At 70.3% G+C, this 21853-nt stretch carries 12 protein-coding genes; 6 read left to right on the forward strand and 6 right to left on the reverse strand.

Annotated elements, in window-relative coordinates; genetic code table 11:
- Positions 1–817 (reverse strand): hydroxymethylglutaryl-CoA lyase-like TIM-barrel protein (locus QM693_RS27755; protein ID WP_502942679.1); only part of this gene is annotated, 817 nt, incomplete at its 3' end.
- Positions 818–1020: 203 nt separating this feature from the next.
- Between QM693_RS27755 and QM693_RS27760 the strand changes: the two genes are divergently transcribed.
- Together QM693_RS27760 and QM693_RS27765 are read left to right on the forward strand one after the other, a co-directional pair.
- Positions 1021–2049 carry a hypothetical protein gene (locus QM693_RS27760; protein WP_283353903.1) on the forward strand — a complete coding sequence of 343 codons (1029 nt, stop codon included), beginning with the start codon at positions 1021–1023 and terminating at the stop codon, positions 2047–2049.
- Position 2050: 1 nt separating this feature from the next.
- Positions 2051–2401, forward strand: coding sequence for a DUF8021 domain-containing protein (locus tag QM693_RS27765; protein ID WP_009477281.1), 351 nt, complete (start codon positions 2051–2053; stop codon positions 2399–2401).
- Between the two features lie 87 nt (positions 2402–2488).
- Here QM693_RS27765 and QM693_RS27770 read toward each other — a convergent pair whose 3' ends face one another.
- From QM693_RS27770 to QM693_RS27780, 3 genes are all read right to left on the reverse strand, one after another.
- Positions 2489–3454 (reverse strand): pirin family protein, encoded by a 966-nt coding sequence (locus QM693_RS27770; RefSeq protein WP_283353904.1) that lies wholly within the window; start codon positions 3452–3454, stop codon positions 2489–2491.
- 163 nt (positions 3455–3617) lie between these two features.
- On the reverse strand, positions 3618–4028 hold the full coding sequence (locus tag QM693_RS27775; RefSeq protein WP_283332751.1) for a DUF732 domain-containing protein: 411 nt from the start codon (positions 4026–4028) through the stop codon (positions 3618–3620).
- Positions 4029–4122: 94 nt separating this feature from the next.
- Positions 4123–14703, reverse strand: coding sequence for a type I polyketide synthase (locus QM693_RS27780; protein ID WP_283353905.1), 10581 nt, complete (start codon positions 14701–14703; stop codon positions 4123–4125).
- A 349-nt stretch (positions 14704–15052) separates the two neighbouring features.
- Between QM693_RS27780 and QM693_RS27785 the strand changes: the two genes are divergently transcribed.
- A complete protein-coding gene (locus QM693_RS27785; RefSeq protein WP_280782984.1) occupies positions 15053–15841 on the forward strand; it encodes a putative protein N(5)-glutamine methyltransferase in 789 nt (262 codons plus the stop codon).
- A 28-nt stretch (positions 15842–15869) separates the two neighbouring features.
- Here QM693_RS27785 and QM693_RS27790 read toward each other — a convergent pair whose 3' ends face one another.
- Entirely contained in the window at positions 15870–16556 is a 687-nt protein-coding gene (locus tag QM693_RS27790; protein WP_283353906.1) for a helix-turn-helix transcriptional regulator, read from the reverse strand.
- Between the two features lie 85 nt (positions 16557–16641).
- Here QM693_RS27790 and QM693_RS27795 point away from each other — a divergent pair, with 85 nt between their 5' ends.
- From QM693_RS27795 to ggt, 3 genes are all read left to right on the forward strand, one after another.
- Positions 16642–17079, forward strand: coding sequence for a DoxX family membrane protein (locus tag QM693_RS27795; RefSeq protein WP_283353907.1), 438 nt, complete (start codon positions 16642–16644; stop codon positions 17077–17079).
- Between the two features lie 124 nt (positions 17080–17203).
- Positions 17204–18769 (forward strand): FUSC family protein, encoded by a 1566-nt coding sequence (locus tag QM693_RS27800; RefSeq protein WP_283353908.1) that lies wholly within the window; start codon positions 17204–17206, stop codon positions 18767–18769.
- A gap of 37 nt (positions 18770–18806) precedes the next feature.
- Positions 18807–20777, forward strand: coding sequence for a gamma-glutamyltransferase (gene ggt, locus QM693_RS27805; RefSeq protein WP_283353909.1), 1971 nt, complete (start codon positions 18807–18809; stop codon positions 20775–20777).
- A 19-nt stretch (positions 20778–20796) separates the two neighbouring features.
- Here the strand turns inward: ggt and QM693_RS27810 are convergent, their stop codons facing one another.
- On the reverse strand, positions 20797–21807 hold the full coding sequence (locus QM693_RS27810) for an LLM class flavin-dependent oxidoreductase (RefSeq protein ID WP_283332760.1): 1011 nt from the start codon (positions 21805–21807) through the stop codon (positions 20797–20799).
- Positions 21808–21853 lie beyond the last annotated feature (46 nt).

The following is a 21853-nucleotide window of genomic DNA, read 5'->3' on the forward strand; positions in this document are numbered from 1 at the left end:
CGCGGCGGGCCAGGTTGCGGTGCATCCACTCGATGGAGTCGGCGTACACGTTGGGCGTCGCCATCTCGACGGTGGCGGGCAGGTTCAGGATCACCGGGTTCTCCGGCGTCGGCTGCAGCACCTCGGTGACGGCGTCGCACACCTCCTTGGCGTACTCGAGTTCCGTGCCGGTGTACGACTCGGGGGAGTACTCCCAGCGCCACTGCGTGTCGGGGTATTTCTTCGCCTCTTCGAGGGCCAGGGTCGCAGCGTCGGTCGCGATCTTCTTGATCACGTCGCGCTCGGCCTTGAACACCACCCGGCGCTGCAGGATGGACGTCGAGTTGTAGAAGTGGACGATCACCTTGTTCGCGCCCTCACAGGCCTCGAACGTGCGCTTGATCAGTTCCGGCCGGGACTGCGTGAGTACCTGGATGGTGACGTCGTCCGGAATCGCGCCGTCTTCGATGATCTCGCGGACGAAGTCGAAGTCCGTCTGGCTGGCCGACGGGAAGCCGACCTCGATCTCCTTGTAGCCCATCCGCACCAGCAGTTCGAACATGCGGCGCTTGCGGGCGGGGCTCATCGGGTCGATCAGCGCCTGGTTGCCGTCACGGAGGTCGACCGCACACCACTGCGGCGCGCGGTCGATGATCTTGTCGGGCCACGAGCGGTCCGGCAGCGACACCGGCTCCACTTCCTCGGAGAAGGAGCGGTAACGGAACGTCGGCATCGACGAATTCTTCTGCGTGTTCCACTCAGGCTGATCGGAGGGAGCAGGCTTGGAAGGCGGCGTGATGGTGCGCGTTCCGGATGTAAAGGCGTCAGCGGGGGACATGGGATTGATCTCCAGGTTCGATGTGGACTTTCTGAGTCCAACGGCTGTGTCGACCGGCGCACGAGAAACCCCGCGACGGGAAGCCAGTCTGGATCAGACCCCGTCGCGGCAACCAAGGAGGAGTGCGCGCTGCATACTCAGCACTGTACTCCGGGCACCATCGTTCGCGTGCCGGGGTTCGAAGTCCGAGTGAGGAGACAGCGGTGGGCCGCAGCGCGACGGTGACATCACCGCTGGTGGCCGCACTTTTTGCGGTACTGCTCACCTCCTGTGCCGGGGTGGTCGAGGGGGCGCCGAGCGTGGCGGGGGTCGGCGAGCCGATCTACGGACTGCCCGTCAGCGATCACAGCCGCGTCGAGTTGGCCGTCGCCGCCGCGGCCCGCGACATCGCCCCGTGCTCCCTGCTCGACGAAAATCTGGTCGCCTCGCTCGGGCAGGTCACCGCGTTCGGTCCCGTCGGCGATCTGTCGACGTGCCACGCCGAGGTGGTGCCTCCCCGCGGCACGCCCGCCAACCCCGTCTGGGTCGAGGTGGCGGTGGGCGAACGCGAACCCACGGAAGAAACCGGTGCGGGCGAGGCGACGTCGGGAATCGAGGTGCGTCCCGCGGTCGGCGCACTCCCGGGCACGTGCACCCTCTACTTCGCGCTGCCCCCGGTTCCGGGAGTGCCGGACGACGCCACCGCCCCGGGGCGCTGGGGGCACGTGTCGTATCTCGACGGGGCGGGCGGAACGGGTGACTCCGCCGGCGGCGACGACTGCGCGGAGGCCCGCACGGTGCTCGGATCGATCACCGGCAGGCTGCGCACCCCGGTGCCGGTGCGTTCGGATATCCCTCTCGCGCAGCAGGATCCGTGCAGGGTGGTCGAGAAGATGTCCGGACGGGGCGTCGAGACGTTCACCCCGGGCAGCCGTCCCTACGAGTGTCTCCTCACTCTCCGCGGCGGCGACGCGGCGTCCGTGCAACTGGCCCTGTCGCCCGAACCGTCGCAGACCGGCGGCCCCGAAGCGGTCGAACTCGACGGCAAGACGTTCACGTACTTCCGGGACGCACGCGAATGCCACTACTACTTCTACCCGGGCGCGGTGTTCGACACGAACCTGCCGTCGAGTCCGGTGAGCGAACGGGACAAACGCACCAATCGGCTGACGGCGTCCGTGGCGGCGTCCGCGCCTAGCTGCGACGACGCGGAAACGCTGGTGCTCGCCGCGGCCGAAATGTTCGACTACTGACATGAACACACAGGTCGATGTCGCCCGGGCCTACCTGGACGCGTTGCTCAGCCACGACGGCAACTCGGTGCCCATCGAGCCGCGCGCCGTGCGCTACGAGGTGGGGCTGAAGACGGCGTTCTCCGGAAATCACCTGCGCCGAAGCCTGTCCGGCGGCCCCCAGTACCGGGTGATCCGGGCGATCCGCGACTGTGTGTGGACGGTCGACGGCGACGACGTCACCGTCGACTACCTCCTCGACGCCGGACTGTTCGGCCGCACCCTCGTGACGGTCCGGGTGGTCGAGACGTTCCGGATCCCGCAGGACGACCTGCGTATCCACCGCATCGACGCGAAGATCCGGCGCCCCTGATCAGGGGCGCCGGACCGTCTGTCGCGCATTATCTTCCGCACGTGAGTGGCATTGTGTGCCCGGGCACGCTTTGCCACTCACGTGGGGTCAGTCGAGCGTTTCGTGCGCCGCGGGAACGGAACCCAGGCGGCCGGCCTGGAAGTCCTCGAACGCCTGCAGCACCTCGGCCTTGGTGTTCATGACGAACGGTCCGGCCATCGCGACCGGCTCGCGGATCGGCTTGCCGCCGAGGAGGAACACCTCGAACGACTTCGTCCGCGAATCCTGCGTGTCGGCCGCGGCGATCGTCAGCGTGTCACCGCGTCCGTAAACAGCCGTCTGCCCCATTCGGATCGGACGTCGCTCCGAACCGACGAGCCCCTCACCCGCGAGGACGTAGGCGAGCGCGTTGAACTCGGGGTTCCACGGCAGCGTCAGGCTCGCGCCCGGTGCGATCGTCGCATGCACGAGGCTGATCGGCGTGTACGTGGACCCGGGACCCTGGTGTCCGTCCACGTCACCGGCGATCACGCGAACGAGCGCGCCGCCGTCCGACGAGGACAGCAGGGCCACCTTCTGGCCGGTGATGTCCTGGTAGCGGGGCGCGGCCATCTTGTTGTCGCGCGGCAGGTTCACCCACAACTGGACGCCGTGGAACAGGCCACCGCTCATCACCAGGTGCTCGGGCGGGGTCTCGATGTGCAGGATGCCGCCACCCGCGGTCATCCACTGGGTGTCGCCGCCGCCGATGGTCCCGCCGCCGCCGTTGGAATCCTGGTGCTCCATGATGCCGTCGATCATGTAGGTGACGGTCTCGAAGCCGCGGTGTGGATGCCACGGTGTGCCCTTGGGTTCACCGGGTGCGTAGTCGACCTCACCCATCTGGTCCATGTGGATGAACGGGTCGAGGGCGGGCAGGTCGATCCCCGCGAACGCGCGGCGCACCGGGAAGCCTTCGCCCTCGTATCCGACGGGTGCGGTGGTGAGCGAACGGACCGGGCGGTCGACGGCGCCGGGAGCGGGTGCGTCGATACGCGGCAGGGCAAGGATGTTGTCGACCGTCACGGCAGGCATGGGGTGTCTCCTCGTACTCAGGTAATTGATTGTTCAACTACTTCATGGTGTGTAACACCCGCTGCGTCCAGGTATTCCCACAGGGGCGGCTCCGCCGCCCGTGCGCCTTTTTGGTAGCTGCAACAACCAGAAAGGCGCACGGGCGCGAAGCGCCTACTGCCTACTAGTTGAGGACGTTCTCGTGATCGGGGCAGTACCGCGTGATCGCGCCGATGATGTACGGGTAGACGCCGTCGTTGGTGAGCATCGGCGTCCACTCCTCACGCACCCGATCGAGGGGCTTGCCCGCGTCGAGGGCGGTGCAGATCTCGCCGGCCTGATGGACCGCCAGGTCGTCGTCGGTGACGGTCTGGTTGTTCGCACGCAGGTAGGCCAGGTAGTCGGCGGCCGTCTGCGGGTCGTCGGCGACCGAGAACACGCGGCTGCCGGGGGCGGTGGCGGCGGTCGTCCTCGCCGCAACGGACGCCGAGGCGGAAGTGGTCTCGGATGCGGCGGTGTCGCTGTCGCCACCGCAGGCGGTGAGGATTGCCGCGGAGCAGACGGTGAGGGCGGTCAGAGCAAGGGTGCGGCGCATGGGGCGTGTGATTCCTTTCGAGGCCTGTGACGGCGACGATCGTATCGCCTGCGGGGCCGGTGTTCCCTGCGGCGATCACCCGCACTGTTTCGGGTCAGAGACCGCGATCGATGAGGTCGAGGATCTCCTCACTCGTCGCGGCGTGAATCTTGTCGACGGCGGCCGCATGCGCATCGTCGGACGTGCCGACCTCGGCCAACAGGCTTCCCAGGCGCTGTGCGATGGCGGACCGCGCCTCGCTGTCCTCGCCGAGTTCGGCGATGGTCGCGCGCAGCCGGTCGACGTCGGCCAGGGCGACGGACATCGGGTCCGGGACGAGTTCCGAGCGCAGGAACTCGGCGACCGCGCGAGGACTCGGGTGGTCGAACACCATGGTCGGCGGCAACCGCAGCCCCGTGGCGGCACCGAGATGATTGCGGAGCGCAACGGCGGCCAGCGAATCGAAGCCGAGTTCCTTGAACGCCTGGTCGGGGTCCACCGAATCCGACGCGTCGTAGCCGAGCACCGTGGCCGCCCCGCCCCGCACCAGATCGAGCATCAGGTGCCGCTGTTCGGGGATCGACCGGTCGGCGAGGCGCTGCGCCCAATCCGACGGCCCGGCCCCGATCGCGGTCACGACCGCGTCCGACCCCGCGGCGTGCGGGCGCGATTCCCGGATCAGGCCGCGCAGCGGGGCGGGAACGTACGGTGCGGCCGAACCCGAGTGGTCGAACCGTGCGGCCGCGACCGTGGGCGCACCGGCGGCCAGCGCGCTGTCCAGGAGGGCCAGGCCGTCGGCCGCGGGCATGGGAATCATTCCGCTGAGGCGGGCACGGGCGAGGTCGATCGCGCCGAGGTTGTCGGTCATGGCGCTCGGTGTCGCCCACATGCCCCACGCGATCGAGAGACCGGGCAGCCCGAGGGCGTGGCGGTGATGGGCGAGGGCGTCGAGGAACATGTTCGCGGCCGCGTAGTTCGCCTGCCCGGGGGCCCCGAGGATGCCGGCGAGCGACGAGAACATGACGAACGCCCGCACGTCGCTGTTCGCGGTCAGCAGGTGCAGGTTCCAGGCCGCGTCGACCTTCGGTCGCAGGACCGCGTCGAGCCGCTCGGGGGTGAGCGACGCGAGGGTGCCGTCGTCGATCACGCCGGCGGCGTGGATCACCGCCCTGAGTGGGTGTTCGGGCGGTATCCCGGCCAGCAGAGCGGCGACCGCCGACGCGTCCGCGGTATCGCACGCAACGATGCTGACCTCGGCACCCAGACCGCTCAGTTCGCTGCGCAGCCGGTCGCTGCCCTCGGCGTCGGGTCCGCGGCGGCTGGTCAGCAGCACGTGCCGTGCCCCGTGTTCAGTCACCAGGTGCCGGGCTACGAGAGATCCCACCGTGCCGGTGCCGCCGGTGACGAGGACGGTGCCGCCCGGATCGAACGGTGTCGGTTCGTCGACGGCGGGCATGCGCCGCAACCGCGGTGCGCGCAAGGTGCCGTTCCGGGCCGCCAACTGCGGTTCCCCGCTCGCCAGCGCCGACGTGACCGCGGCCTCGGCGTCGGATTCGTCGTCGAGGTCGATCAGCACGAACCGGTCCGGGTTCTCGTTCTGTGCGGAGCCGACGAGACCCCACACGGCCGCGGCCGCGAGGTCGGGACGGGCGTCGTGGTCGTGCCCGTCGTCGGTGACCATGGCGTTGCGGGTCACGATCACGAGTGGGCTGTCGGCGACGGCCTCGTCGTCGAGCCACTCCTGAAGCAGTCGCAGTACCCGCGCGCACAGGTCGTGAGCCGCATCCGGACCGTGGTCGCCCTCGGTCGCACACCCGACCAGCACCGTCCACGGACGCAGATCGTCGTCGTCCGGCCGGGACTGCATCGCGGTCCGCAACGTTTCGAGGTCGGGGTAACCCGGGAACGTCGAACCGACACCCGGGTCGCCGAACCCCTCGGCGTCGAGCACGACCGCCGGTCCGAGGGGCCGTTCGGACGAGGCCACCTCCACCGGGATCCAGGCCGCCCGGTGCAGTCGAAGGGACGGCGACCGGCCCGCGCCATCTCCGTCGACCGCCCTCTGCGCCACCCGCAGGGCATCGACGGTCAGCACCGGCTCACCGGCGGGGTCGACGGCGGCAACGCGATACCGCCCGTCCTCGCCGGGGGTGAATCGGGCGGTCATCGCCTCCGCGCCGACGGTGTGCAGACGGATCCCCGACCAGGTCAGTGGCCAGCCGTCCCACCCGAGGAGGGGTTCGATCGCCGCCTGCAGCAGCTCCGGATGGATGCCGAATCCAGTCGTGTCGGTGCCGTCGTCGAGGCGCACCTCGGTCTCGGTGTCGCCCGGGTCCTGCTGCGGCACACCGGCGGCGGGGCCGACGACGTCGTCGATCGTCGCCGAAGCGTTCCGAACCCAGCTGTCCGGGCCGTCGGTGTCACCCGACTTCGACGAGATCGTGACGGTGCGAGCGCCGTCGGTGCCGGGCGGCGACACCAGTACGCGAATCGAGGCCAGTCCCGACGGCGGGAGGACGAGCGGGTGGTCCAGCGTGAGTTCGTCGATGTGGTCGAGACCGACGTGGTGGGCCGCATGCAGGGCGAGTTCGATCGGCACCGCCGGCAGCAGTGTTTTCGCTGCGCCGGTCGCCGGCTGGTCGCCGTCGTCGATCGTCGGTGGCACGAGCCATGGATCCCGGTGCAGGGACAGCTGTCCGGTGAACAGGGTCGCGTCGTCGTCGAGGGTCACCGCGGCGCCGAGCAGCGGATGATCGGCCGGGGTCAGACCCAGCTCGGTGGGGTCGCCGGTATGTCGGGTGGACGCCGTCGGCCAGTAGGAACGGCGCTGGAATGCATAGGTGGGCAAGGCTACTCGGCGGCGACCGGGCAGTACCCGATCCCAGTCGATCGTTGCGCCCTGCACGTAGGCGGCAGCGACCGCCTCGATGATCCCGTGTGTTTCGTCCCCGCGCCCGGGCAGCGTGGCGATCGTGTTCGGGACGACCTCGGCGGCCAGTGCCGCCAGCGCCGCGCCCGGGCCGACTTCGACGAGGCGGGTGACGCCGAGTTCGTCGAGGGCGCCGACGCCGTCGTGGAAACGCACCGCGTGCCGGATGTGCCGGGTCCAGTACTCCGGGGACATGAGTTCGTCGGCGGTGGCGACGCGGCCGGTGACGTTGGAGACGACCGGAATCTTCGGCGGCTGCGCCGTCAGCCTCGCCACCACGGCGGCGAACTGGTCGAGGATGGGGTCCATCAGGGTCGAATGGAAGGCCCGCTCGACCCGCAGACTCGTGGTCTTCAGTCCGGCGGCGGACAGTTCGGACGTGACGGCGTGCACGTCGCGTTCGCTGCCGGCGAGGACGACGGAGTCGGCGCCGTTGACGGCCGCGAGATCGACGCGGCCGTCGATCCGCGGCAGGATGTCTTCCTCGCGTGCCCGTACGGCGATCATCAGACCCGGTTTGGTCGACTGCATCAACCGCCCACGGTCACCCACCAGGGCGGCGGCATCGGGCAGGCTGAACACCCCCGCGACGTGTGCCGCGGTGATCTCGCCGATCGAATGGCCGATCAGGTAATCGGGGGTGATGCCCCAGTCCCGCAGCAACCGATAGAGCGCGACCTCGACGGCGAACAGTGCCGGCTGGGTGTATTCGGTGCTGTCGAGCTTCGCGCCGCCGCCGTCCGACTCGTCCCAGATGACTTGCCGTACCGGGGTTTCCACGTGTTCGTCGAGTGCGGAGCAGACCTCGTCAAGTGCCCGCGCGAACACCGGGTAGGCCTCGTAGAGGCCGCGGCCCATCCCGATGCGTTGCGCACCCTGGCCGGTGAACATGAAGGCCGTCTTGCCGCGGGCGCTCGTCCCGGTGACGACGTTGCCGCCGGGGCGCCCCGTGACGATGCGGGCGAGGCCGTCGCGCAGGTCGGCGAATGTTTCTCCGATCACTGCGGCGCGGTGGGTGAAACCGGATCGGGTGGTGGCCAGCGAGTAGGCGAGGTCGGCCGGATCCGGGAGTTCGGACTCGTCCGTGTCGAGGAACTCCGCCAGCCGGGTGGCCTGCGCCCGCAGCGCGTCCCCGGTCTTTCCGGAGATCACCCAGACCAGCGGCGACGTCGACGGAGAGACCTCCGGCGCCGCGTCCTCGGGCGGCTGTTCGAGGATCATGTGCGAGTTGGTGCCGCTGATACCGAACGACGAGACGGCCGCCCGCCGGGGCCGTCCGGTCTCCGGCCAGGCAACCGATTCGGCGAGCAGCGAGACCTCACCCGCGGTCCAGTCGACGTGCCGGGTGGGGACGTCGCCGTGCAGGCTCGGGGGCAGGATCCCGTGCCGCATCGCCATCACCATCTTGATCACGCCTGCGACGCCCGCCGCCGCCTGGGAGTGGCCGATGTTCGACTTGACGGAACCGAGCCACAGCGGCCGGCCCTCCCGGCCCTGCCCGTACGCGGCCAGCAGTGCCTGCGCCTCGATCGGGTCGCCGAGCGTGGTGCCGGTGCCGTGCGCCTCCACGGCGTCGATGTCTGTGGGGCCGAGCGAGGCGTCGGCCAGCGCCTGGCGGATGACCCGTTCCTGGGACGGCCCGTTCGGGGCGGTCAATCCGTTGGAGGCCCCGTCCTGGTTGACCGCCGATCCGCGGATGATCGCCAGCACCCGGTGGCCGTTGCGCCGGGCGTCGCTGAGCCGCTCCAGCACCACCATTCCCGCGCCCTCGCTGAGCCCGGTGCCGTCGGCCCGGTCGGAGAACGGCTTGCAGCGTCCGTCCGAGGCGAGCCCGCGCTGGCGGCTGAACTCGATCAGCACACCGGGTGTGGCCATCACCGTCGCCCCGCCGGCCAGCGCCAGCGCGCATTCCCCGTCGCGGAGTGCCCGCGCCGCCAGATGCATGGCCACCAGCGACGACGAGCAGGCCGTGTCCACGGTGACCGCGGGACCGGTGAAGCCGAGGGAGTAGGAGATCCGGCCGGACGCGACGCTGTTGCTCGTCCCGGTCATCAGATAGCCCTCGGCGTCGACGTTGCGCTGAGTCATCAGATGGAAGCCGTAGTCGCCGCCCATCAGCCCGACGTACACGCCGGTGTCGGTGAGGCCGGGCGCGGTCGGCCGGATTCCGGCCTGTTCCAAGGCTTCCCAGGCGCTCTCGAGGAGCAGCCGGTGCTGCGGGTCCATCGCGATCGCCTCGCGCGGGCTGATCCCGAAGAACGCGGCGTCGAATTCGTCTGCGTCGTAGAGGAACCCGCCCTCCTTCATGTACGTGGTGCCGGCCCGGTTCGGGTCGGGGTCGTACACCTCGTCGAGATTCCAGCCCCGGTTGTGGGGGTACGCGCCCACGGCGTTGCGGCCGTCATGGACGAGCCGCCACAGGTCCTCCGGGCAGTACACCTTGCCCGGGTATCTGCACGCCATCCCCACGATCACGATCGGGTCGTCGTCCCTGCGGGCACGTGTCGGCCCGGCCGGCTGCGGAGCCGCATCGTCCCCGAGCAGGCGCGCCACCAGTTCCTGGGTCAGCGCGTCCGCGGTGGGGTGGTCGAACACCACCGTCGCGGCCAGTCGCACACCCGTGGCGGTCGCCAGTTGATTGCGCAGTTGCACGGCGGTCAGCGAGTCGAAACCGAGTTGTTTGAAGGCACGTTCCGGGTCGATCGCCTCCTTGCCTTCGTGACCCAGCACAGCCGCCACGTGGGTGGTGACGATGTCGAGCACCCGGCTGTGCCGCTCCCCGGGGTCCAGCGCCCGCAACTCCTCGGCCAGGCCGGTCGGAGAATCGGCCGCCGCGGCACGGCGACGACGGACGCCGAGCACCCGGCGCAGGATCGGTGGCAGCGACTCGCCCTCGGATCGAGAGGCCCTCGTCGAGAGCCGTATCGGCACGATCAACGGACGGTTCACGGCGAGGGCAGCGTCGAACAGGGCCAGACCCGATTCCGGGCTGATGGTGTCGATGCCGCTGCGCTGCAACCGGTCGAGGTCGGCCGCATTCAGATGGGACGTCATGCCGCTGGGCCGGTCCCACAGTCCCCAAGCCATCGACGTCGCGGGCAGCCCGCGGGCACGGCGGTGCTGCGCGAGTGCGTCGAGGAAGACATTCGCCGCCGCATAGTTCGCCTGGCCTGCGCCGCCGAGCACCCCCGCCGCGGAGGAGAACAGCACGAACGCCGACACGTCACGGTCCCGGGTGAGTTCGTGCAGATGCCAGGCACCGTCCACCTTGGGACGAAGGACGGCGTGCAACTGGTCCTCGGTCAGGGTGGCGGCGGTGGCATCCTCGAGCACCCCGGCGGCGTGGATCACGCCGGACAGGTCGGGAATGCCGGCAAGGAGAGCGGCCACCGCGGCGCGGTCGGCCACGTCGCAGGCGACAGCGCTGACCTCCGCCTCCGACTCGGCGAACTCGGCACGCAGTTCGGCCGCACTCTCGGTATCGAGTGCGTGCCGGCCGGTCAGCACCAGACGGCGCACCCCGTGCCGCGCGACGAGGTGGCGGGCGATCAGTCTGCCGATAGTTCCCGTGCCGCCGGTGATCAGGACCGTGCCGTCCGGGCCGAAGCGTGCGGGTCCCGGTTCGGGTGCCGACGCGGCGGGCGTCACCGCGGCGAGCATGGGCGCCAGCAGTACACCGTCCCGGATGGCCAGCTGAGGCTCGTTGCAGGCCAGGGCCATGGCGATCAGCGAAGGGTCACCGGCGTGTACGTCCAGGTCCACCAGCGTGATGCGGTCCGGGTGCTCGTTCTGCACCGCGCCGATCAGTCCCCACGCGGGGGCGGCTGACACGTCGTCGACCGGATCGTCGTCGCGGACCGCCACCGCGAGCCTCGTCGTGACCAGCAACCGGGTCTCGGCCAGGCGATCCTCGCGGAGCCAGGACTGGACCGCCCGCAACGTCGCCTCCGCGGCGGTGTGTGCTCGAGTCGGCGTGTCCGGTTCGTCGCCCGGTTCGCGGTCGAGCCACAGCACGCGACCTTCCGGATCGCCGCCGGCAAGCGCCTCCTCGAGCGGCATCAGGTCTGCCGGAGCCGTGCTGGACGCACCCACCGGCATCCATTCCACGCGGTAGAGGCTGTCTCGGACCCCGGCGGCGGGCACACCCGACTCCCCGAGCGGCCGCAGTGCCAGCGATTCGGCGGTCAGCACCGGTCCGCCTGCCGCGTCGTACGCGGAGACCCGGTAGCGCTCGGGTCCGGTCGTGGTGACGTGCACGCGCAGGGCGGTGGCGCCCACGGCGTGCAGCTGCACCTTGTCCCAGGCGAACGGCAGCCGGACACCGGTGTCCGCGGCCCCGAGCGCAATCACGTGCAGCGCCGCGTCGAGCACCGCCGGGTGGATTCCGTATCCCGCGACCGCAGCAGCAGGGTCCTCTCCGCTCAGCCGCACCTCGCCGAACAGGTCGTCGCCTCGCCGCCACGCCGCGCGGAGGCCGCGGAAGGCCGGGCCGTATTCGTAGCCGGCCTCGTCGAGCACGTCGTACAGACCCCGGACGTCGATCGGCGTGGCATCGGCGGGCGGCCATTGCTGTTCGGGGGAATCGGCGGTGTCGACGGCGGCCGTGAGCGTTCCGGTGGCGTGCCGGGTCCACGGGGTGTCCTGCGCGGCATCGGCAGGCCGGGAGTGCACCGACACCGTGGATCGGCCCGATTCACCGTCGGCGAGCACGCTCACCTGCAATGCCGCCTCACCCTCGGCGGGAATCACCAGGGGTGCTTCGATGGCGAGTTCTTCGAGCCTGCCGCACCCCACGCGGTTCCCCGCGTGCAGGGCGAGCTCCACGAAAGCCGTGCCCGGCAGAATGACGGTGCCGCTGACACCGTGGTCGCTCAGCCACGGAAGGCGTTGTGGCGACAGCAGACCCGTGAACACCGCGCCCCGGCCGTCACCGAGCTCGACCGACGCGGCGAGCATCGGATGCCCCCCGGTTTCCATACCGGTCGACGCGAAATCGCCCTGCGGAACCGGACTTTCCAGCCAGTAGCGGCGGTGCTGGAAAGCGTACGTGGGTAGGTCCACCCACTGCTGCCGATCGTCGTGCCGCGCCCAGCTCACCCGATCCCACTCGACGTGCAGTCCGTACACCTGTGCCTCGGCGAGTGCGGCGGTGAACTGGCGCAGGCCCGCGCGGTCGCGCCGGATGGTCCCGATGGCGCGGCCGGCGACGCCCGCCGCGTCGAGGGTTTCCTGCAAGGGCACGGTGAGGACGGGGTGGCTGCACGACTCGACGAACAGTCGATACCCGTCCGCGGCCAGCGATCTCGTCGCCTGCTCGAAGCGGACCGTCCGTCGCAGGTTCCGGTACCAGTAGTCCGCGTCCAGTGCGGTGCCGTCCAGCACACCACCGGTCACCGACGAGTAGAACGGAATTCGCGACCGGCGGGGAGTGATGGACGCGAGGACATCGAGAATGGGTTCCCGCAGGACGGAGACGTCCGCGCAATGCGACGCGTATTCCACGGCGATCCGCCTGGCCTGGACGCCGTCGCCCTGCAACTGGCCGACCAGGAGGTCGAGGGCGTCGACGGGTCCGGAGATCACCGTCGCGGACGGCCCGTTCATCGCCGCGACCTCGACGGCGCCGGCCCAGGGCTGAATCTTCTCCCGCACGATGTCCGCCGGCAGTGCCACCGAGGCCATCCCGCCGCCACGCCGGGCCGACGCGCCGATCACCCTGCTGCGCGCGGCCACGACGAGCGCCGCATCCGAAAGACTCAGCGCGCCCGCGACATACGCGGCCGCGATCTCGCCCTGCGAATGTCCGACGACGGCCGCCGGTTCGACGCCGTGGGAACGCCACAATGCCGCGAGACCGACCATCATCGCGAACAGCGCCGGTTGCACCACGTCGACCCGGTCCAGAGCCGCGGGATCACGGTCGCGCAGCACGTCCAGCAACGAGAAGTTGGTGTACGGGGCCAGCGCGTCGGCGCACTCCCGCACGGCGTCGGCGAACACCGGCGACGTGTCCAGGAGTTCGGTGGCCATGCCCACCCACTGCGAACCCTGGCCGGGGAAGACGAACACGGGCCGGTCGCCGGCTTCCAACGCCACGCCGGTGACGACGTCGGCGCTGGGCGCGCCTCGGCTGAGCGCGTCGAGGCCGTTCAGCAGGCCCTGCGGCCGCGCGCCGATCACGGCGGCGCGGTGGTCGAACGTGGCACGCGAACCCAGCAGTGCGCCTGCCACGGCGGCGGGCGTCAGGCCCGGGTGCTCGGTGACGTAGTCGCGCAACCGCTCGGCCTGGGCGCGCAGCGCGAGCTCGGTGTGGCCCGAGACGAACCAGGCCACGACTTCGTCCGGGGGAGAGACTGATTCAGACGCCGTGGGCTCGACCGGTGGGGATTCCTCCAGGACGACATGCGCGTTGGTGCCGCTGATGCCGAACGACGAGACCGCCGCCCGCCGGGGCCGATCGGACGCCGGCCACTCCCGGTTCTCGGTGAGCAACGACACCGAACCGGCGGACCAGTCGACGTGCGGGGTCGGCCGGTCGACGTGCAGAGTCTGCGGCAGGACGCCGTGCCGCATCGCCATGATCATCTTGATCACCCCGGCGACGCCGGCGGCCGCCTGGGTGTGCCCGAGGTTCGACTTCACCGAGCCGAGCCACAGCGGCCGGTCGGCGGGGCGGTCGCGTCCGTAACCGGCCAGCAGGGCGGACGCCTCGATCGGATCGCCCAGCTTCGTGCCGGTGCCGTGCGCCTCGACCACGTCGACGTCGCCCGGGCCGAGTCCCGCATTGGCCAGCGCCTGCGCGATCACCCGCTCCTGAGCCTGCCGGTTGGGGGCGGTCAGGCCGTTGCTGGCGCCGTCCTGGTTCACGGCGCTGCCGCGGATGACGGCCAGTATCCGGCGACCCTTGCGCTCTGCGTCGGACAGGCGTTCCAACGCGACCATCCCCGCGCCCTCGCCCCACGCCGTGCCGTCCGCGGCGGCAGAGAATGCCTTGCACCGGCCGTCCCGGGCGAGCCCACGCTGGCGGCTGAACTCCACGAACACCGCGGGGGTCGCCATGACGGTCGCCCCACCCGCCAGCGCCAACTCGCACTCGCCGCTGCGCAGCGCCTGCATGGCGAGGTGAATGGACACCAGCGACGACGAACACGCGGTGTCCACCGTGATCGCGGGCCCGTTCAGGCCGAAGCTGTAGGCCACGCGGCCGGACGCGACGCTCATGGCGTTGCCGGTGATGAAGTACCCCTCGAGGTCTTCGGGCGGCATGCCGCCCGCCCGTGCCGCGTAGTCGATGCCGGACAGCCCCGTGAAGACGCCGACCTGGTGGCCGTGCATCGACCGCGGATCGATGCCGGCATGCTCGAACGTCTCCCAGCTCGTCTCCAGCAGAAGCCGCTGCTGCGGGTCCATCGCCAGCGCCTCGCGCGGCGAGATGCCGAAGACCTCGGGGTCGAACCCCGCCGGATCGTCGAGGAAGCTGCCCTGCACCGTGTATGTCTTGCCGGCCTGCTCGGCCGTCGGATCGTAGAGGTCCGCCAGGCCCCAGCCCCGGTCCTCGGGGAACCCGGCGACGGTGTCGGTGCCGGACTCCACCAACTGCCACAGGTCCTGCGGCGATCGCACCCCGCCGGGGAACCGGCAGCCCATCCCGATGACGGCGATCGGTTCGCGGCTCACACCCTCGACCTCGCGCAGCTTTTCCCGCGCTTGGTAGAGCTCCGCGGTCACTCGCTTCAGATAGTCGAGGAGCTTCGCCTGATCGGCCATATCGGGGTCCTATCCGAGATCCGCCATACATAGCGCGGAAACCTCGATTGTATCCGCCACCACCATGCGGAGGCAGCGGTCCGAGCATCACCATCGATCGATCTACCTGGTCAATTCGGGCAGGTCACATGGGATACCCGCCGCTGCTCCGGTCCACACCACTTCCGGTTATTCGGATGCCCGGCGACCGCGGATGAAGGTAGTGTGGCGACTCCGAGCAGGATCCGTATCGAGGAGGTGAGACCTGTGTCCGTTCGTTCAGGTCGGGTGCTCTCACTCCGCGACCGCGCGGTCGTACCGACATAAGGTGACCGGGAGAGCGCCCATCGGCATTCCGGAAGGCTCTCCCATGTCAGTGTCTCTCTCACCGTCCCTCGAATTCGTTCTCGTCACGAGGCTTCGCGCCGCCGGCTGTGTGTTCGCCGAGGACGAGGCCCGTTTGATCGTCTCCGCGGCCCGGACGTCCGACGAACTCGCGTCGATGCTGGACCGCCGCGTCGCAGGCGTCCCTCTCGAACACGTCCTCGGCTGGGCCGAGTTCTGCGGGCTCCGGATCGCGGTCGATCCGCGGGTGTTCGTGCCGCGTCGTCGTACCGCGTTCCTCGTCGAGCAGGCCGCCGCCCTCGCGGGCGCGCACGCTGTCGTGGTCGACCTGTGCTGCGGTTCGGGCGCGGTGGGTGCGGCGCTCGCCGAGACGGGCGACGGCATCGAGTTGTATGCGGTGGACATCGACGCCGCCGCCGTCCGGTGCGCGCGACGCAACGTCCCGGACCCAGGCCGGGTGTTCGAGGGCGACCTGTACGAGCCGTTGCCCACCACGCTGCGGGGAGGCATCGACGTCCTGGTGGCCAACGCCCCGTACGTGCCCACCGACGCGATCCGGTTGATGCCGCCGGAGGCCCGGTTCCACGAGCCGCGGGTCTCGCTCGACGGCGGCGCGGACGGACTCGACATCCAGCGGCGGGTGACCCTCGGGGCACGCGACTGGCTCGCGCCGGGCGGTCATCTATTGATCGAGACCAGTGCGGGTCAGGCCCCGCTCACCGCGGAGGCGTTCGCGGACGCCGGGTTGATCACCCGGATCGAGACCTCGGAGGAGATGGACGCCACCGTCGTCGTCGGCGCCAACCCCAGGTGAGTGCCGAAGCGTCCCGGGGCACGCTTTGTCACTCACGTGCGGGGGGCTGCTCACTTTCGATCCGGACACAGCAGTACCCCTCGGCGGGTGCCAGCGTGGCGCGGCGATCCTCGCATCCCGCGCCGTCGAGCAGTCCGGACAGCAGCGCGAGGTTCATTCCGCACACCATGTCGGTGTGCTGCCGGGCGAGCGCGTGGAACGGGCAGTTGACCAGGACGAGGGTGCCGTCGCAGCGGCGCGGTTCGTAACCGCACGTCGCGAGCACCGCGAGCAGATCGTCGTCCATGCAGCCCGTGTCGGCGCCGAGGCCGCGCCCGAAGTCGTGGGCACGCGCGGAGAGGGCCGCCCGCGGTGATGCGCCGGTGGAATCCGCGTCCTCGATCGCCCGGGCGAGCAACTCGCCGGCGAGCGCGTACGCCCGCTCGGGCAGGTGTACCGAGAACTCACGGTCGGATCGTCGGTAGAGCTTGGCGGGCCGCCCCGCGCCCGGACCCGACCGCCCCCCGCGCCGCGCGAACTCGACGGCCAGCAGCCCCTCGTCGGCCAGCTTCTCGAGATGGAACGCGGACGTCGAGCGGGCGAGCCCCAGCGCCTCGGCGACGTCGTCGCGGCTGACCGGCGTCGCCTGCGCGCGCACGTGGTCGTACACCCGCCTGCGCACCGGCTCGTCGAGCGAGGAGACGGCCGAGACGTCCGAGCGTGGAGTGTCGTCCATGGACCCATTGTAAAACCGAGAATCGTTGACTTAATTGCGCCGCGAATTCTATAGTCAAGATACATAGTTTTTAGAAGGAGTCGTCATGGCTACCAACACACCCCACGAGGTCAGCCACGGTTCGCACACCCTGGCCGACCCCGGCTATCAGGCCTTTCTCGTGCTGCGCACGGTCTTCACCGTGGCGCCCATCCTGTTCGGGCTGGACAAGTTCACGAACTGGCTCACCGACTGGCCGACCTACCTCGCGCCATGGATCGACGGCATCCTGCCGGGGACCGCGCAGCAGGGCATGTACGCCGTCGGCGTGATCGAAGTGATCGCAGGAATCCTCGTCGCCGTGGCGCCGCGGATCGGCGCTTGGGTCGTCGCGGCCTGGCTGGCCGGAATCATCGTCAACCTGGTCACGCTGTCCGGGTACTACGACGTCGCACTGCGCGACTTCGGGTTGCTCGCCGGTGCCGTCGCTCTCGGCCTGCTCGCCGCGGAGTACGGGCGCCCGCTCCACCGCCCCCACGCCTGATCGGCACCGCGCAACCACGTGAGATGCACCTCATCGACTGTTTCGAGTGACTCGACCGCTCGTAGTCTGTGTGGTCGTGTCGGTAGGAGCGCAGGATCAGGGAACCGGGTCTCGGGATCACGGTGTGCCGATCCCTGCGCCGGCCCCGGCACGGTCGTTGCTTCTGGGGGTGCCCAAGAAGGGTCGGCGCTGGCCGGGAGTGGTCCGCGCCGGGGTGGCGGCGTGTCTGCCCGCGCTGGCGGGGGTCGCGCTCGGACACTCTGCGGTCGCCGCGACGGCGACTTTGGGAGCTTTCGCCGTCGTCTACGGCGAGGGCAGGGCGTACCGGGTGCGGTGGCGGGTGGTCTCGATCGCCGCCGCCGTGATGGTGCTCCTGGCCGGTGTCGGCGCCGCGGTCGGCGCGTTCGTTCACGACGCGACCGCGGCGGGCGGTTCCGCGCTGTGGGGGATGGCGCTCGTCCTCGCGATGACCGTCGTGGTGGCCGTCTGCGCTTTCGTCGTCGACGGGCTGCGTCTCGGAGCGCCCGGTGCCTTTCTTCCGCTGCTCACGGTGGAGATCTCGTCCGCGCTGCCCGCCCTCGGTGTCTCCTTGCCGGAGGTGACGTCCTGGGCGGCGGCCGGTGCGGTGTCGGCGTTGCTCGTGTCGATGTCGGGGCTGCTCGCGCGTCCACGCACCCCCGAGCGGGCCGCGGTCGCGACCGCGGTCGCCGCGGTCGACGCCGCACTCTCCGGCACGCCCGCACCGAATGCCCGCCGGGACGCGGTGCGGTCGCTGCACGCCGCCTGGCAGTGCCTCCACGACGCCGCCCTCGTCGGCCGTGATCATCCACTGACCCGCACGTTGCGTGCGGCACACCTGCGGTGCGCGGCCACGGTGCATGGCCTCGACGCGGACCACGCCTCCGACGAAGACGACCTGCGGCCGCAGGTACCGCTGCCCAGGCCGTCGATCCGCTACCGGCTCGCGCGGGCGGCCCATCTCCGGGGCCGGTCCTGGACGATCGTCGCGCGACTGCTGGTCGCGTGCCCCGCGGCCGGTCTCCTGGCGCTGGGTCTCGGTGTCGCCCGGCCCGACTGGGCCGTGATCACCGCGGCGATGATCCTGCACCAGGGTCCCGACCGGGTGCTGGGGACGTACCGCGGGCTGCACCGGTTCTTCGGAACGGTGCTCGGTCTCGCTCTGCTCGCCGCGCTCGCGACCCTCGACCTGTCGGCGGCCGCGCTGGTCCTCGTCGTCGCGCTCCTGATGGCGGGGACGGAAGCCTTCCTCGTCCGCAACTACGGCCTGGCGATGGTGTTCATCACCCCGCTCGCGTTGGTTCTCGGCGGCCTCGGAACGCACGTGGACCTCGTCGCGGTCACCCGGGACCGGCTTCTCGAGACCGTTCTCGGCGTGGCGGTGGCGCTCCTTGTGCTGTGGACCGTGCTTCCGGGCTCGTACCGGCGGATCCTGCGCGACGCGGACGACCAGGTGGCCGGGACGATCGGGCGGCTCGGCGATGCGCGGGAACCGGATGCCGTCGCGGAACTCTGCCGGGATCTCGAGTTCGATCTGCATGCGTCCACCACCGCCGCGATCACCGCCGCCCACACCGACCCGGCGTGGACCCGCGACCGGTGGCCCGAGCACCACCACCTCCATGAGCTCGGCTACCGAATTCTCACCCGGCACTTCGGACCTCGTCTTTAGCCGGTCGGCACCGGATCCCCGCTGTTAGGGTTCGGTGATGGGTCCTGTGACGGGAATCGGAACGGCAATTCGGGCCTCGTTGGCCGCGGCTCTCTGCGTCGGCATGCTGGCCGCGTGCGCGTCGGACGAGGAACCGCAGAGCGATCCGGCGGCCACGTGTGCGGACGTTCCCAACGGCACCCCGATCGCCAAGGCGCCGCCGCCCCCGGGCCCGGCGCCGACCACCCAGAACCTCGCGACCAACCCCGAGATCGCCACGGTGTACCGCTCCGGGATGGTGCCGGTGAACACCGCGTCGTACGCGGTCTCCACCGCCAATCCCGTGTCGACGCAGGCCGCGTGCGAGGTGTTGCGGGACGGGGGCACGGCCGCCGACGCGCTGATCGTGGCCCAGACCGTTCTCGGGCTCGTCGAACCGCAGTCCTCCGGAATCGGGGGCGGGGCGTTCCTGCTCTATTACGACGCCGGGCAGAAGAGCGTCGAGGCGTACGACGGGCGTGAGGTCGCGCCGATGGCGGCGACGGAGAATTACCTCCGCTGGATCAGCGACACCGACCGCACCGAACCCAAACCCGACGCCCGGGCGAGCGGGCGGTCCATCGGGGTTCCCGGGGTGGTGCGGATGCTCGAGCTGGCGCACCGCGAACACGGCCGGGACGAGTGGCGGGAACTGTTCGACCCGGCCATCTCGCTCGCGGACCAGGGACTCGAGATCAGCCCCCGGATGGCCGGGCAGATCGCCGAGTCCGCACCCGATCTGGCGCTCGACGAGCCGTCGAAGGCATACTTCCTCAACCCGGACGGCAGCCCCAAACCGGCGGGCACGAAGCTGACGAACCCGGCCATGGCCAAGACGCTCGGTGCGATCGCGGCGGGCGGTGCCGACGCCTTCTACACCGGGGCCATCGCCCAGGGCATCGTCGATGCGACGGCGACGGCGTCGGGCGGGCGCACCCCCGGACAGATGACTCTCGACGACCTCGCGAACTACCAGGCGAAGAAACGGACGGCGCTGTGCACGCCGTATCGGGACCACGAGATCTGCGGCATGCCCAACCCGTCGTCCGGCGGCACCGCGGTCGCGGCGACGCTCGGCATCCTGGAGAACTTCGACCTGTCGGAGTACGGGCCCACGAACCTCGACGACAACGGCGGAAAGCCGACGGCGGAGGCCGTGCATCTCATCTCCGAGGCGGAGCGACTGGCGTACGCCGACCGGGACAAGTACGTCGCGGACTCCGATTTCGTTCCGCTGCCGGGCAATTCCCTCGACACACTGCTGAACGAGGACTACCTGAAGCAGCGGGCCGGCCTCATCGACCCCGGCAAGAGCATGGGCACCGCGCAACCCGGAGACTTCGGTCCGGTCCCGCTCGGTGTGCAGCCGCAGGACAAGGAACACGGCACCAGCCACATCTCGATCGCCGACCGGTACGGCAACGTCGCGTCGATGACGACGACGGTGGAATCGGCATTCGGCTCGTTCCACATGACGGACGGCTTCGTGCTCAACAATCAGCTCACCGACTTCTCGGCCCAGCCCGTCGGACCGGACGGGACGCCGCTCGCCAACCGCGTCGAACCGGGTAAACGGCCCCGCAGTTCGATGGCCCCGACGCTCGTCTTCGACCGCGGCAGCGACGGTTCGCGGGGGGACGTCCAGTACGTGACGGGGTCGCCGGGCGGTTCGGTGATCATCCAGTTCGTCGTGAAAACGCTGGTGGGAATGCTGGATTGGGGTCTGAACCCGCAGCAGGCGGTGTCGGCGGTCGACTTCGGGGCCGCCAACACCCCGGTCACCGGCGTCGGCGGAGAGCATCCGAACATCAATGCGGCCAACGACGGCGCCGACGACCCGTTGATCGTGCAGTTGCGGGCGATGGGTCACCAGGTGTCGGTCGCGCCGCAGTCCAGTGGGCTCAGTGCGCTGCAGCGCCAGGACTCGGGGTGGGTCGGCGGCGCGGACCCACGACGGGAGGGCGCGGTGATGGGTGACGGTACGGGTTAACGCACCGCCACCGCAGGAATCACGCCTGCTCGACGAGCGGGGCCACCTTGGTGCCGAGCAGTTCGATCGCGCGCATCACCTTGTCGTGGGGCAGCGGCCCGACGCTGGGGTGCAGCATGAACCGTTCGATGCCCAGGGTGTCGCGCATGCCGACGATCTTCTCGGCCACCTGCTCGGGGTTGCCGAGCACGAGCGAACCGCCGGGTCCGCGCAGACCGTCGAATGCCTGCGGGTTCATCGGTGCCCACCCGCGTTCGCGTCCGAGGCCGGTCATGGCCGCGGCGTACGACGGGTAGAACTCCGACACCGCCCGGTCCTCGGTGTCCGCGACGTAACCGTGCGCGTGGACGGCGATGGGCTGCGGTTCGTGCCCACCCTCCGACACCGCACGGCGGTGCAGGTCGGCCAGCGGTGCGAATCGGGCGGGTTGTCCGCCGATGATCGCGAGCGCCATCGGCAGGCCGAGCAGTCCGGCGCGGGCCACCGACTCGGGATTGCCGCCGACCCCGACCCAGATGGGAAGGGGACGTTCGGGCCGTGGGTAGACGGACTGGTCCGTCAGCGCCGCCCGGTGCCGTCCCGACCAGTTCACGGTCTCCGAGTCGCGAAGGGCGAGTAGCAGGCCGAGTTTCTCGACGAACAGCTCGTCGTAGTCGGCCAGGTCGTAACCGAAGAGCGGGAACGATTCGGTGAACGAGCCGCGACCGGCCATCACCTCGGCACGCCCGTCGGAGATCAGGTCGAGGGTGGCGAATTCCTCGAACACCCGCACCGGGTCGTCGGAGCTCAGGACGGTGACCGCGCTGGTCAATGCGATGCGGGACGTCCGGGCGGCGGCGGCCGACAGCACGACCGCGGGTGCCGACGCGGCGAAGTCCGCGCGGTGGTGCTCACCGACGCCGTACACGTCGAGGCCCACCTGCTCGGCGAGGACGACCTCTTCCAGCAGATCCTTCAGGCGCTGCCGCGGGGACACCGCCCCGGTTCCGCCGGAACCGACCTCGGCGAACGTCGTCAACCCGAGTTCCATGCCACCACTCCTCGTGATAGTTGAACCATCAATTAGATGATGTAAC

This window comes from Rhodococcus sp. IEGM 1305, assembly GCF_030058635.1.
Lineage (GTDB): Bacteria > Actinomycetota > Actinomycetes > Mycobacteriales > Mycobacteriaceae > Rhodococcus_F > Rhodococcus_F opacus_D.